The sequence below is a fragment of the Hymenobacter tenuis genome (genome assembly GCF_054780495.1).
Genome location: NZ_BAAGWF010000001.1, coordinates 761,438 through 774,082, shown reverse-complemented (window position 1 = coordinate 774,082; position 12,645 = coordinate 761,438). Strand labels below are relative to the sequence as shown.

Below are 12,645 nucleotides of genomic sequence, written 5' to 3'. Positions count from 1 at the left end.
CGGTAGTAACAAGGCGCGCGGCCACCGGTTTACATCTAAGTGCTGAGCTTCTGCGTATATGGCCGCACCCCAGCTTTTGTTGGCTGCATATTTCTCTCTCCACCTCAATTTTCTTCCTATGAACAAGTATTTGCTTTCCGCCCTCACGCTCTCGTTTGCTTTATCCGCTGGTTCCGCTATGGCCCAAGACAAGGTCAAGACCAAGTCGGATGACGAGAAGACCAAGACCAAAGAAGCTGGCATGAGCAGCAAAACCAAAGTAGCCGACGACGGCAAGGTGAAGGTAAAGGGCAAGTCGGATAACGGGGCCAAGCTGAAGGCTACCACCAAACCCCGCAAAGGCGCCGACATGAAATCGATGGAGATGAGCAGCACCACCGCTGCCGGCGTAATGGTGGGCGGCGCCATGATGACGCCCGACAAAGACATCGTGGATAACGCCATCAACTCTACCGACCACACTACCCTGGTAGCCGCCGTAAAGGGCGCTGGGCTGGTAGAAACCCTGAAAGGCGCGGGTCCATTTACTGTGTTTGCCCCCACCAATGCTGCCTTCGATAAGTTGCCGGCCGGCACGGTTACCTCGCTTATGCTACCCGAAAACAAGCAGAAGCTGACTACCATCCTGACCTACCACGTGGTACCGGGCCGCCTGCTGGCTGCCGACCTGCGCGACGGACAAACCCTCACGACAGTGGAAGGCGAACTGCTCACGGTGCACCGCAGCGGCGACACGGTAATGATTCATGATGCCAAAGGCGGCATGGCTAACGTTACCATCCCGAACGTGGTATCGAAAAACGGCGTGACGCACGTAGTAGACACGGTGCTGATGCCGACTAAATAACCTTCTATCTGCTAAGCAGATACTAAAAAAGCCGACCCTAGCAGGTCGGCTTTTTTTATGAGGCTAGGTTGTGGCTGAGAACGCAAAAACAGGCATGCTTGGTCTTACGTCCGCCTATCAACGCATCTGGTGTGTTGAGGTAGAGTATCTATTCAACGATGCGAGCGAGATGCTTCGGCTCGCTTCGCACGACTGGCAGGAGAATCAGAACAAACTTTCAGAAGCAGACAACTTGGGGTAGCGGGCAAGACAGCGGAAATACAGAAGGTGCTTTCTCCGCATCTGGCACTTAGGAACTCTGGGCGGGCGTTTCCAGCAGGTCTTGGTACTGGGCATTCCGCTGCAAAAATCCCCGCATAAACTCACAGCTGGTGCGCACTTTCAGCCCCTGCTCGCGGGCATAGTCGAGGCCGGCTTTGGCCAGCGTATCGGCCATGCCTTTGCCCCGGAGCTCTTCGTCTACATAGGTGTGGGTAAAGTCGATGATGTCGTTTCCATTCTGGCTATAGGCCAGCTCGCCGCCAAACCCGTTTTCTTCAAGGGTAAATTCCTGATTTTCTGCACTGTGTTCTACGTTTGCGGCCATAAGAAAAAGTATATAGGGTGTGAGAGGGAAGCGCCGGCTATAGGTTGCGAGGCGCGAGTGGTAGCTTTTTTAGGTCGGTCTACGTATACCGACCAAAACCGGGTACAGCCCAGTTTGTATTCTCCCGTTTCCCACCTCTACCCTTACTTTCTTTCCGATATGCAACCTACCCCTGAACATACGCCGGCCTCTAACCAGAGCAATGCCTCCGACGAGCAGCAGCAAGTAAACCGCTCCAACAATGCCCCTACGCAGGCACCGGAGCCCACGGTAGGCCACGGTCATAAGTCGCCACAGTACGGTGATTTTGGCCACGCTTCCACTAGCGCCACCAATGCCTCAGTTGAAGGCGATAGTGTAACCGAAGGCGGTGCTGTAGCGCCACCCATTGCGTTTCCGGAGCAGCGGGGCAGCGTGCCACAGAACCTCGATACGCCGGAAGTTCGGCACGTAGCCAATGCCGAGTATGAAGAGCAGCGCGAAGGCTGGGCTAAAGACGACCCACGCTACGGCGGTGGTACCCGCAACTGGGCCACCAATGAGCCCGCCAACCACAGCACCGGCCCCGCCCCGGACACCGACGACCAGGGCCACAACCCGAACGTTGGCAGTAACGATAACCCCGATGAATTCAGCGCACTGCGCCCCGATGAAGGCCGCGACATTCCGGGTTCCGGCAAATAACGGCGCTGGCTTTCCTACTTTTCCCTCTTTACTCTACTTCTATGGCCACTGATAACAACCAAGATCCAGCGGCAGCGCTGGACCCAAAATCGGGCGCTAACCTGACCGACGAGCAACGCAAGCACCGCGAAGAGCTGTATGGCTACAAGCGCGATGAAGAAGGCACGCTCGATACCTCTGCCCGACTAGAGGAGGAGACCACCGGCATTCCTATGGGGAGCTCCACCACTGGCCCCGACCCCGACAACGAAACCCGTCGCGACGAGCTGGATATTCCGGGCTACAACAACCCTATTGACGATAACAACCGCTAGGACCACGCGTTGCTATAAGGCAACCCTTTTAAAAAGCCTTTCTACGCTGCGTAGAAAGGCTTTTTTGTTTGATAGCTGTTCAGCAAACCTACGCACTGGGGCTCCAGAACACCCCTTTATGCTGAACAGCTCTCAGAGTGACATACGGGCTTGGAGCCTTGGATGCACAGTAGTTACAAGAGGCCTGCGGGCAGTGGCGCTGGACTACATTCACACGCTCGGCTTTGGTACTAGCCTTATGCAAAGCGCCAACTGAGATAGATGGCTTTCAATATATTTAGCCAGGCGAGTAGGGTTAGCCGGAGTTCTCAAGGTTGATACTTTACTAGGCCTGGTGGGGCCTCAAACCGTGTGCAACGCTGCCGGGCGGCCAGAAAAATAGCTGAAAAACTTACGGAATGGCGCTTTTAGCGTATACTAACTCACCATTCGCCTGCAACTCTCTTCCAAATCTGTTTCCGCATATGGCTGCTCCTTTCCTCGTCCTGACTGATTTTACACCTGCCGCCGACCAAGCACTCCGGTACGCCGCCGCGCTGGCAGGCCCGCTGGCGGCTCCTTTGGTGCTCGTCCACATCCGGCGGGAATCCTTGCTCGACCCCGATGCCTTCAATGGCAGCATCCGGCATATGTCGGAGGGAGAGGTAGCGGCGTCGTTGGCGGAGCGGGTGCAGGCGCTGGGCGTACCCACCACCGTTGAGTCGGCGATGGAAGGCGTGGAGGCCGCCGTGGCCGATGCCGTGCGCCGCCACTCCCCTGCCCTGGTTGTACTAGGCAAGCCCAACACCGAAACTGTTCCGGATGAACTTGTTACCAGCACTTCCCTAAAAGTACTGCGCGCCACCCGCACGCCGCTGCTGGTTATTCCGCTGGGCACCACGGCGCCGGTGCCACCCAAATGCATAACCATTGCCGCCGACAACTCGGCTATCAGCCTCAAAACTCAGTCGGAGGGGGTTAGAATACTGTTGGAGCGCCTACAACCCCAGGTAACGGTTACGCACGTGGCCGAGCCCGAAGACAGTGACTCCTGCTCGGCCTCGCTGGATGCGGTGGCAGCTAGTGGGCTGCTCGGCTCATTCCCGTCGCGCGTCCGGACCCACGGGGTACGGCACCGGCGAATTCCGGAAGGCATCATACAGGCGGCCCACGAAACCAAAGCCGACATGCTGGTGCTTATAGCGCGGCGCCGCAGCTTCCTGGGGCAGCTGTTCAACCGCAGCGTTACGCCCCAGGTGGTGCTGCACAGTCACCTGCCCGTTCTGCTGCTGCCTGCCTTGGACTAGGCCCTATCCATGGTATAAGGCAACGGCCTGCTTGCACCCTGCGAGCGGGCCGTTGCTTTTACTAGGCACCTGAAGCAGCCAAAGCCCTTGCCAGGTTACGACAAGCAGGTAAAAGACTTGGGCATTTCGTAACGCCTGTCCGGATCTGGCCGTTGTGTGTAGCTCGTGCATTTCAATTTAGCGCTATGCCTGTACCATCCGACACCGATTCGCGGCGGCAGTTTCTGCGACAAGCCGGCCTAGGCGCAGCCTTGGTGGCCGTAGCGGGGCCTGCCGCGGCACTACCCCTCATTCAACCAGAATCCGTTATGCAGAACGATAATCAGAAGAAGCTGGGCTTTGCCATTGTGGGCCTGGGCAAATTTGCTACTCAGCAAATGATGCCGGCGTTCAAAGAATGTAAGCATGCCCAAATCACGGCCCTGGTCAGCGGCTCGCCCGACAAAGCCAAGCAGTTGGCGGCCGAGTACGGTGTTGATCCGAAGAACATCTACACCTACGACACCTTCGACTCGATTAAAGACAACCCGGCCGTGGATGTAGTGTACATTGTGCTGCCACCGTCTATGCACATGGAGTACACGCTGCGGGCTGCCAAAGCCGGTAAGCACGTGCTCAGCGAAAAGCCCATGGCCACCTCCGTGGAAGACTGCCAGAAGATGATTGACGCCTGCAAGAAAGCTGGCAAGAAGCTCATGATTGCCTACCGGGCCCAGTACGAGCCCTTCAACCTCGATGCCATTGAGCGCATCCGGAAGGGCGAGCTGGGCAAGCTGCGCCAGATAACCGCCGACCACGGCCGCGCCGTGAAACCCACCGAAGAAAAGGCCGAAGCTTGGCGCGTAGTCAAGAAAATAGCTGGCGGGGGCTCGCTCATGGACATCGGGATTTACTCGTTGAACGCCACGCGCTACCTCACCGGCGAAGAACCCGTGGAAGTAACAGCCCAGGAATTCACGGATAAGTCTGACCCGCGCTTCAAGGAGGTAGAAGACACGATTCATTTCACGCTGCGCTTCCCGAGCGGGGTGTTAGCCTCGTGCACCAGCTCCTACAGCATTCAGGAGGTGAAGCGCTACCGTGCTTTCGGCGACAAAGCCTTCCTCGACCTCGACCCGGCCACCGATTACTACGAGCACAATATGACCATCGGGACCAAAGACGGCGAGATGAAGCCCAGCCTCAAGGAAGGCAACCAATTTGCTGCCGAGCTCGACCACATGGCCGAGTGCGTGATGCAAAACAAAACGCCCAAAACGCCCGGCGAAGAAGGCATCAAAGACATCCGTCTGATCATGGCCATCTACGAAGCTGCTCGCACGGGCAAAAAAGTGAAAGTATAACCTGCCTGCTACGTCATTCCACTAGGCCCTAGAAAAGCGAAAACCCCTTAACACCATACCGTGGCGTTAAGGGGTTTTCGCTTTTCTAGGGCCTAGCGTTTTTCAAGCAAGCTGGCAGCGTTACCATTTCCAAGCTAGCTGCACACCGCTGTACCAGTTGCGACCGGGCGCGGACTGAAAGTAGCGTCCCCCGAACGCATTCAGGTCGTTGCCGAGGCTGTAGTTGCGGTCGGTTATGTTTTCTAGGCCGCCAAACACATCCAGTGCCAGCGCACCTACTTCGCGGCGCCAGCCGGCGCGCGTACCAAAGGTCCAGTAACCGGTGGCGTATTGGGTATTGGCATCGTTGAGCGGGATGCGGGCCTGGTGATTAACGGTTGGGCTCAGATAGAACCCTAGCGTTTCGTTGAAATCGAGGCCAGCGGTGAGGGTGTGCGGCGCAGTGCCCGTGAGGCGGTTACCGCTGAAGTTGTTGCCGCCGCTTTCATAGTTTCGGAAACGGTAGTGGTTGTAGGCATAGCTAGCAAACGCCCGAAGGCCAGCCTGGGCCGTTACGGCGGCTGGTCCATCGGTTGCAGCCACCGTAGGCCGCCAGAGCCAGCCGCTGAGCGCTACCTCTGCTCCGCGCTGGCGGGTGCTGCCGGCGTTGTCGAAGAGCTGCGTGCCTAGGTCAGTGGTGCGGGTGGTAATGGTTTGGCGCAGGCGCAGATCGTAGAGAGCCACGTCGTAACGGAAACGCTCATTCCAGAGCTGGCCGCGGGCACCCACCTCGTAGCTAGTGCCGCGCTCGGCCTGCAACGCCCGGTTTATAGAGGCATCCGAAGGTCGAATTTCTTCCTCAGTAGGCGGCGAGAACCCCGTGCTCACGCTGCCATACACGGATAGGCCCGTTCCAAACTCGCGTAGCAGCGCCACCCGCGGCGACACCTCCGGCCGAAAGTCGCGGGTAAGCTGGTAGCCATCGGGAGCAGTTGCCGCGTCGGAAATGCGGCTGATGCGGTAGCGCAGGCGGTTGTAGCTGGCCCCGGCCGTCAGCAGAAACCCAGCTGGCAGCTCATAATCGGCCTGCGCGAAGGCAAAGCCCGTCAGGGTCCGGATTTCGTCGTCGTAGCGCAGCGGGCCAGGCGTGCCGGCGCGGTTCTGGTAGTTGCGGGAGCTTTCGAAACCCGTTTGGCCTTCGGTGCCGGCCTGCAACCGCAGCGTACGTCCGGCCAGCGTGGTGCGGTAATTGGCTACTACCCGGCCGCCGCCGCCTAGCAGCGTATTACGCTCAAAGTCTATCAGGTACGGCGTCTGGATGCTGCTGCCGCTCAGATACAGAGTCGTGCGTAAACTGAACCGCTCGGTAAACCGCGCCTCGTGCGTACCGCCTAGCAACGCCGTGCGCGAGGCGTAGTAGGTGCGCTGTGCCACCGTGCCGGGGCTGGTGGCGGTGCCGGGCCGCGCCTGCCGGGGGTTTGCCTCAAACTGCGCCCTAGTAAGCCCACCCGGGAGCTGGTAGTTCAGGTCAGAATAGAGTGTGTGGAGGCTGATGGTTTGCTTTTCAGAAGGTTGCCACTGGCCATCTAAGGCCAGCACATCGCGGCGCAGGGCACTTTGCTCGCGGTAGCCATCAAGGTTTTGGCGGGCGTAGCTGGCGCGCAGGTAGCCGGTGGCAGTGCCCGTTTCTACGGCGGCCGTGTAGCGCCGCAGCCCGAAACTGCCGGCCGTGAAACCCACCTGGGCCCGACTACCCTCGGCGGGCCGACGCCCAGTCAGCAATACTGCTCCGCCCGTGCCAGCACCGTACACGCTGGCCGCCGGGCCTTTCACTACCTCTATTCCGCCCAAGAGCGCGGGGTCAAGCAGGTTAAGCGGGGTGCTGCCGCTCGCCTCCGTAAACGGAATTCCCTGGTAATACACCTTGGTGTTGCGCACCCCAAACGGCGAGCGAAGCGTGCTGCCCCGCACGCTCAGGCGGTAGCTGCCCGAAGCGCGCTCCTCCAGCCGCACGCCGGGCAGCGTGTTCACCGCCTGCGTGAGGGCCGTTTGCGGAAACCGTTCCAGCACGGCAGCATCCAGCACGCCCACGGCCGCTGCGGTGCGGCGCAGGGGCAGTTGCTGACCGTAGCCGGTTACCATGGCTTCGGGTAGCACTTGCGGGCGCAACAAGGTAGTATCAGGAGGAGTGGCCGTGAGGTTTTGGGCCAACATAGGCAGCGGCAGCAACAGCAGCGGCGCGGCGTAACGGTAGGACATTCGAAAAGCAGTAAATAGCTGGTAGACCGGGTGCATTGGGCAGCAGCTTGCCCTAGCCCCACACCCTAGGGCGTTGTTGGTCACAGGTGCTATACCGCTTCCAGCCAATTTCGTTTGGTTCTGCTTGCGCAGATAGGCGGAAATATTGCGGTACTACCCTCTCACCTATACGAAACCCTCCATTGGCTTCGTATCAGGTTAATCAGCTATTGTCTTTCGATTCTTCCCGGTTTTGCCTGGTATCATGGTCAAGATTCTGCCTCTCCTACGCCGGCCGCAGCACCTCTTATTTGCACCATCATTGCTGCTCGACCTAGCATTTCTGGTGGTAGTAAGCCTAATTCTGCTGCTCAGTGTTCAGGACAGACCAAAGCAAACTGTAATGGAAATTGCCATGCCGTTGCGCCCCCGCCCACGCTCTTTCCAGGAGTCTAAACTGTCCATCCGATTTGAGGTGCCACCGCCGGACAAGCTACGTCGAATGCGCCTGTGGCACACTACGGCTCTGACCGGAGAGACGTACAACGACAGCCTGAATCTGCTGCTATTCCGCGACCAGCTAAAGCACATGATGCAGTTTCCTGACAACACCAACGGGGTATCCATTCGCTTTGGTCCGTATGCTACCTACGGCCGCCTCATTGATGTGCTGGATGAGCTAAACCAGCTTGAGGTCAAGAAATACTTTATCGACCATTACTCTCCTGTTATAGCTGTGTATGCCCTCACCGACTCCTGGCAGCGCCCAGCGCTAGCCTCTGAGCTGGAACCTAGCCCAACACAAGTACCTGAGCGGACAGCCCCCGATTCGGCATCTTCCGCTACCAGCCAGTGGGCAGACCGGGTAGTGAAGCCACTTCATCATTCGGCCTGGGGCACGGCACTACTCGCCTGCTTAGGTGTGGCAGCAGTATGTGGTGTAGTTTGGCTTAGTACTGCGTTCGATTGATATATTTACCCTGTATGCTTATGCTATTCTATCCCCTACCCCGCCGCCACCATCGCCACTTGCTGCTCCCGCCGGGGCTAGTGGCGCTGGCGTGGCTGCTGTTGCTAGGGTGCCTAGCATTGCCAAGTATTATACCCCGGCAAGCAGTAATGGAAATAAGATTGTTCAATCCGAAAGGACCTCAGGGTTGCTTAGTTGGATTCCCTACACCTCAACAAATTGATAAATGGGGCCCTTGGCAGAATATCACAGTATCAAGTAATGAATGGGCAGGTTATTTCGATATGAGGATGGTAGAGAGCGTCTGTCTTTTTATCAAAGAAGATATACCTGAGCAACGTGCATTGCGTGTGTACTTTGACGAATCAACTTCCTACAATACACTTATCCAATTACTGGATATACCTATACGAATGGGTATCCATAAGCATTGGCTGGATTTGAGAAGGCCGCCTTTCACCTTCAATCTGCTGGGCAATGATCCTCCTATCCCACCACATTATTCATTCATTTGCGGCACCACTTCAACCAGCTAGTCTTCACATTCGCGGCTGGAGCAATTATGGATTCTGAAGATTAACCTCAGTCATATAGCATATTTATTTGTCGAATGGCGCAATACCACACTCCTGCTACTGCTCATCACGTTGCTTTCTATATGGCGCCTAGGCAGAGAATGGCGGGCAACCCCTGCGGCGTAACCCCAACACTGTAAAAGCAGTTGAACCAAGCACAACTATTCGCTTGTGCTATGCTTTCTAAACTGACTTTTCCGCTGGCGGCTGCGCTGCTGGCTAGTATATCTGTTACGGCTCAGAATGTGCCGCCGGAGGCAACTCCGTTCAAGATGACGGGCAACATCTACTTGCCCAAAAAGCTGCCCGCTACCCCCGAGCGCGTGGCCAGCTTAAAAGCCCCGGCGGGCTTCACCGTCAGCAAATACGCCGAGGGGCTGGATATGCCCCGTATGCTGGCCGTGGCGCCCAATGGCGACGTGTACGTTTCCAACCGCGTGAAAGGCACCATTACCCTAATTCGCGACGCCAACAAGGATGGTAAAGCCGAAGTAATGCAGCAGGTAGCCCAGAAACCGCATCTGCACGGCCTGGCCCTGAAAGACGGAAAGCTCTACATGGCTGCCATCCGGGAGCTGTACGTGGCCGATGTGAAGGCCGATGGCACCCTAGGCGAGCTGAAAACCCTGTACACCGACCTGCCCGACGCGGGCCAGCACGCCAACCGCACCCTGCAATTTGGGCCCGATGGCAAGCTCTACCTCTCAGTAGGCAGCACCTGCAATGCCTGCGACGAAGACAACCCCGAAAACGCCACCTTGCTGCAGGTGAACACCGATGGCTCAGGGCGCAAGGTGTACGCCACCGGCCTGCGCAACACCATTGGCTTCGACTGGCACCCTAGCACCAAGCTGCTCTACGGCCTCGACCACGGCATCGATTGGCTCGGCGACGAGGACCAGCAAGAAGAGTTTAACCAGATCAAGGAAGGCAGCAATTACGGCTGGCCCTCCATCATTGCCGACGGCAAGCCCTACCCCGCCAACAAGCCCAAATCGGGCGAAACCTACGAGCAGTTTGACGCCAAAGCTGTGCGCCCACTGTTGCTGTACAAAGCTCACTCGGCGCCCCTAGGCATGGTCTTTAACCGTGCCGCCCAGTTCCCGGCCGAGTACCGCCACGATGCCTTCGTGACCATGCACGGCTCCTGGAACCGCGCCCAGCCCTCGGGCTACAAAATCGTGCGGGTGCGCTTCAACGCACAGGGCCAGCCCCAGCAGTTCGAGGACTTTGTAACGGGCTGGTTGGTTGAAAACGACAAGTCTGAGTTTGGCCGCCCGTGCAGCATTGTGCAAGCCACCGACGGCTCCTTGCTGGTATCCGATGACGACAACGGCGTGATCTACCGCGTGGCCTACACCGGCAACAGTAAAGCCGCCCCCAAGCCAGCCAAGAAACGCAGCTAGCCCCAGCATCAGGCGTACTCCCTTCTCTTCTAGAGCATGTAGTGGCGCATCAAGCCAAGGCAAAGCTGCCCCTGGTATACGTATATTACCCTAGTAAACAGCACGTCATGCAGAGCGCAGCGAAGCATCTCGCTCGAATCTTTGGGGTTATCATTGCAACGTCAGCACGCGAGATGCTTCGCTGCGCTCTGCATGACGTGCTGTTTACTGGGGTGTATAGACAGTAACAGAATGCTATTTTTTTGCGCCTTTCTAGCACGTCATGCTGAGCTGGTCGAAGCATCTCTACCGCTTCGCCTGGTTTGAATAGTTCGGTAGAGATGCTTCGACCAGCTCGGCATAACGTTCTTTTAGCTTATTGTCCACACACCATAGGGTAACTTAACTAGCCAACTTCAGCACGCGAGATGCTTCGGTACCTAGCTTGATGCGCCACCTGCTCAACAGGACGACTTTACTAGCCCGTTGTCGGTACGCAAGTGGGCTGGCTTGGCCCAGCGGTTTACGGCCGAACGCAGCCTAGGCAGTGGGCATCCTTGTCTTCCTATCTATCTTGCCGGCCTATGCCGAAACTTTTTCGCAACCTTACCTTTCAGGTTCTTACTGCTATTGTGCTGGGCGTGCTGGTCGGGTGGCTATTCCCCGCGGTGGGCGCCTCCCTCAAGCCCCTCGGCGACACGTTTATCAGCCTGATCAAGATGCTGATTGCGCCCATCATCTTCCTGACGGTGGTGCTGGGCATGGGCAGCATCGGCGACATGAAGAAGGTGGGGCGTGTGGGCGGCAAAGCCCTGCTCTACTTTGAGCTCGTAACCACCCTAGCCCTCGTAATTGGAGTAGCCGCCGCCAACCTCATTAAGCCCGGCGTGGGCGTAGATACCAGCCGCGTAGCCTCCCAAGCCGCCAGCACGCAACAGTACACCGAGAAAGCCGCCGGCATGGACTGGGTGAGCTTTTTCACCCACATCGTGCCCGAAAACTTTCTGGGTGCTTTCACGGGCGGCGACGTACTGCAGGTGCTGCTGGTAGCGGTGCTGTTTGGGGTGGCATTGGCCAAGGTGGGGCCAAGTATAAGTGGGCCGCTGCTAGGCACCTTCGAGAAGCTAAGCCACGTGTTTTTCAGCATTCTGAGCATGGTCATGAAGCTGGCTCCCATTGGTGCATTTGGGGGCATGGCCTACACCATTGGCAAGTATGGGCTGGACACACTACGGCCCCTGGCGTTGCTTATGGGCTCGGTGTACCTGACCATGGCGCTGTTCATTTTTGGGGTGCTAGGCGGTATTGCGCGCTGGTACGGGTTTAGCCTCTGGAAGCTGCTAGGCTTTATTAAGGAAGAGCTGCTGATTGTGCTGGGCACGTCCTCGTCGGAGTCGGCGCTGCCACGGCTCATGGACAAGCTCACGGCCTTTGGCTGCGCCCGGCCAGTGGTGGGGCTGGTGGTGCCCACGGGCTACTCCTTCAACCTCGATGGCACTACCATTTACCTTTCTATGTGCAGCATTTTTCTGGCGCAGGCCTTTAACGTACCCCTGACCCTAGGGCAGCAGCTCACCATTATTGGCATTCTGATGCTGACCAGCAAGGGCGCGGCAGGCGTCACGGGCTCAGGCTTTATTGTGCTAGCTTCCACGTTGGCCGCCACCAAAGTTATTCCGGTGGAGGGTATGGCCTTGCTCATTGGCGTAGATCGGTTTATGTCCGAGGCCCGCGCCATCACCAACATCATTGGCAACGCGGTGGCCACCGTGGTCATTGCCAAAAGCGAAAACGCCTTCGATGAAGAGAAGCACCAAGCCGCCTTGCTGGGGTTGGTGCGGCCGGAATCAGAAGCCGCCTAAGTTTGTTCTGAGCATCTATGGCCACGTTATCCCCTGATCTGCGCAAAGCCCTGTTTAGCCTGCCGCAAAAAGAAAAAGACCAGCTACTAGCCCGCCTCGTGGCCCAAGATGTGGTGCTTACGGAGCAGCTTACCTTCCGGCTGCTGGAGGGCGACGATGCCCTGGAAACGCGCCGCCAGCGCCTCGAGCAGCAGGTAGATGACCCGGTGCGGGGCTTCCATCAAACCCCCAACGACCTGCTACACATTGTACGCCAGCTCCAACAGCGCATTGGCTACCACTGCAAAATAACAGGCGACACCATGGGTGAAATTGAGCTGACGCTGCGTCTGCTGACCAACGTGCTGCGCCACCAACCCGCTGCGGTAGGCCGCCTACACGGCCCCACGCAACCACTGCTGCAACACCTGGCCAAGCGTACCCACGAGGTGCTAAAAGCCATCCAGAAGCTGCACGAGGATTATTTGGTGGAGCTAGCGCCGGCGGCCAACGAGTTGCTTACGCTGCTATACGCCTCAGCAGCGGCACCGCTGGCCCGGGAGCTCGCCCTTCCGCAGCAGGTGTAGTCTGCGCTAG

Annotated in this window: 12 protein-coding genes; 10 read left to right on the top strand and 2 right to left on the bottom strand. The window is 57.8% G+C overall.

Annotated features, from left to right (window positions below):
- The first annotated feature begins 349 nt into the window (after positions 1-349).
- Entirely contained in the window at positions 350-847 is a 498-nt protein-coding gene (locus tag ACYVGU_RS03395; protein ID WP_460621990.1) for a fasciclin domain-containing protein, read from the top strand.
- 289 nt (positions 848-1,136) lie between these two features.
- Here ACYVGU_RS03395 and ACYVGU_RS03390 read toward each other — a convergent pair whose 3' ends face one another.
- Complete coding sequence (locus ACYVGU_RS03390; RefSeq protein WP_460620906.1) at positions 1,137-1,433, bottom strand: GNAT family N-acetyltransferase; 297 nt, start codon at positions 1,431-1,433, stop codon at positions 1,137-1,139.
- A gap of 159 nt (positions 1,434-1,592) precedes the next feature.
- Here ACYVGU_RS03390 and ACYVGU_RS03385 point away from each other — a divergent pair, with 159 nt between their 5' ends.
- The 4 genes from ACYVGU_RS03385 to ACYVGU_RS03370 all read left to right on the top strand — a co-directional run bounded on the left by ACYVGU_RS03385 (position 1,593) and on the right by ACYVGU_RS03370 (position 5,060).
- On the top strand, positions 1,593-2,117 hold the full coding sequence (locus tag ACYVGU_RS03385) for a hypothetical protein (RefSeq protein ID WP_460620905.1): 525 nt from the start codon (positions 1,593-1,595) through the stop codon (positions 2,115-2,117).
- A 41-nt stretch (positions 2,118-2,158) separates the two neighbouring features.
- Entirely contained in the window at positions 2,159-2,431 is a 273-nt protein-coding gene (locus ACYVGU_RS03380) for a hypothetical protein (RefSeq protein ID WP_460612468.1), read from the top strand.
- A gap of 464 nt (positions 2,432-2,895) precedes the next feature.
- Positions 2,896-3,717: a universal stress protein gene (locus ACYVGU_RS03375; protein ID WP_460620904.1), complete on the top strand. Its 822-nt coding sequence runs from the start codon at positions 2,896-2,898 to the stop codon at positions 3,715-3,717.
- 185 nt (positions 3,718-3,902) lie between these two features.
- Entirely contained in the window at positions 3,903-5,060 is a 1,158-nt protein-coding gene (locus ACYVGU_RS03370) for a Gfo/Idh/MocA family oxidoreductase (RefSeq protein WP_460612470.1), read from the top strand.
- Positions 5,061-5,180: 120 nt separating this feature from the next.
- On the opposite strand, the gene ACYVGU_RS03365 is transcribed toward ACYVGU_RS03370, so the two are convergent.
- The gene (locus tag ACYVGU_RS03365) at positions 5,181-7,298 is read right to left on the bottom strand and encodes a TonB-dependent receptor (RefSeq protein ID WP_460620903.1); all 2,118 of its coding nucleotides are present in this window, start codon (positions 7,296-7,298) and stop codon (positions 5,181-5,183) included.
- Positions 7,299-7,542: 244 nt separating this feature from the next.
- Between ACYVGU_RS03365 and ACYVGU_RS03360 the strand changes: the two genes are divergently transcribed.
- From ACYVGU_RS03360 to ACYVGU_RS03340, 5 genes are all read left to right on the top strand, one after another.
- On the top strand, positions 7,543-8,247 hold the full coding sequence (locus tag ACYVGU_RS03360) for a hypothetical protein (protein WP_460620902.1): 705 nt from the start codon (positions 7,543-7,545) through the stop codon (positions 8,245-8,247).
- A gap of 20 nt (positions 8,248-8,267) precedes the next feature.
- Positions 8,268-8,783: a hypothetical protein gene (locus ACYVGU_RS03355; RefSeq protein ID WP_460620901.1), complete on the top strand. Its 516-nt coding sequence runs from the start codon at positions 8,268-8,270 to the stop codon at positions 8,781-8,783.
- Between the two features lie 215 nt (positions 8,784-8,998).
- Positions 8,999-10,228, top strand: a complete 1,230-nt coding sequence (locus ACYVGU_RS03350) for a PQQ-dependent sugar dehydrogenase (RefSeq protein ID WP_460620900.1) — start codon at positions 8,999-9,001, stop codon at positions 10,226-10,228.
- A 563-nt stretch (positions 10,229-10,791) separates the two neighbouring features.
- Positions 10,792-12,069, top strand: coding sequence for a cation:dicarboxylase symporter family transporter (dctA, locus tag ACYVGU_RS03345; RefSeq protein ID WP_460620899.1), 1,278 nt, complete (start codon positions 10,792-10,794; stop codon positions 12,067-12,069).
- 17 nt (positions 12,070-12,086) lie between these two features.
- Positions 12,087-12,635 carry a hypothetical protein gene (locus ACYVGU_RS03340; protein WP_460612476.1) on the top strand — a complete coding sequence of 183 codons (549 nt, stop codon included), beginning with the start codon at positions 12,087-12,089 and terminating at the stop codon, positions 12,633-12,635.
- The last annotated feature ends 10 nt before the right edge of the window (positions 12,636-12,645 follow it).

Bases quoted from the DNA above. Each gene is read 5' to 3' on its own strand.
- ACYVGU_RS03370 (WP_460612470.1), top strand. From the start codon at position 3,903: ATGCCTGTACCATCCGACACCGATTCGCGGCGGCAGTTTCTGCGACAA.
- ACYVGU_RS03385 (WP_460620905.1), top strand. From the start codon at position 1,593: ATGCAACCTACCCCTGAACATACGCCGGCCTCTAACCAGAGCAATGCC.
- ACYVGU_RS03375 (WP_460620904.1), top strand. From the start codon at position 2,896: ATGGCTGCTCCTTTCCTCGTCCTGACTGATTTTACACCTGCCGCCGAC.
- ACYVGU_RS03380 (WP_460612468.1), top strand. From the start codon at position 2,159: ATGGCCACTGATAACAACCAAGATCCAGCGGCAGCGCTGGACCCAAAA.
- dctA (WP_460620899.1), top strand. From the start codon at position 10,792: ATGCCGAAACTTTTTCGCAACCTTACCTTTCAGGTTCTTACTGCTATT.
- ACYVGU_RS03360 (WP_460620902.1), top strand. From the start codon at position 7,543: ATGGTCAAGATTCTGCCTCTCCTACGCCGGCCGCAGCACCTCTTATTT.
- ACYVGU_RS03365 (WP_460620903.1), bottom strand. From the start codon at position 7,298: ATGTCCTACCGTTACGCCGCGCCGCTGCTGTTGCTGCCGCTGCCTATG.
- ACYVGU_RS03355 (WP_460620901.1), top strand. From the start codon at position 8,268: ATGCTATTCTATCCCCTACCCCGCCGCCACCATCGCCACTTGCTGCTC.
- ACYVGU_RS03350 (WP_460620900.1), top strand. From the start codon at position 8,999: ATGCTTTCTAAACTGACTTTTCCGCTGGCGGCTGCGCTGCTGGCTAGT.
- ACYVGU_RS03395 (WP_460621990.1), top strand. From the start codon at position 350: ATGAAATCGATGGAGATGAGCAGCACCACCGCTGCCGGCGTAATGGTG.
- ACYVGU_RS03340 (WP_460612476.1), top strand. From the start codon at position 12,087: ATGGCCACGTTATCCCCTGATCTGCGCAAAGCCCTGTTTAGCCTGCCG.
- ACYVGU_RS03390 (WP_460620906.1), bottom strand. From the start codon at position 1,433: ATGGCCGCAAACGTAGAACACAGTGCAGAAAATCAGGAATTTACCCTT.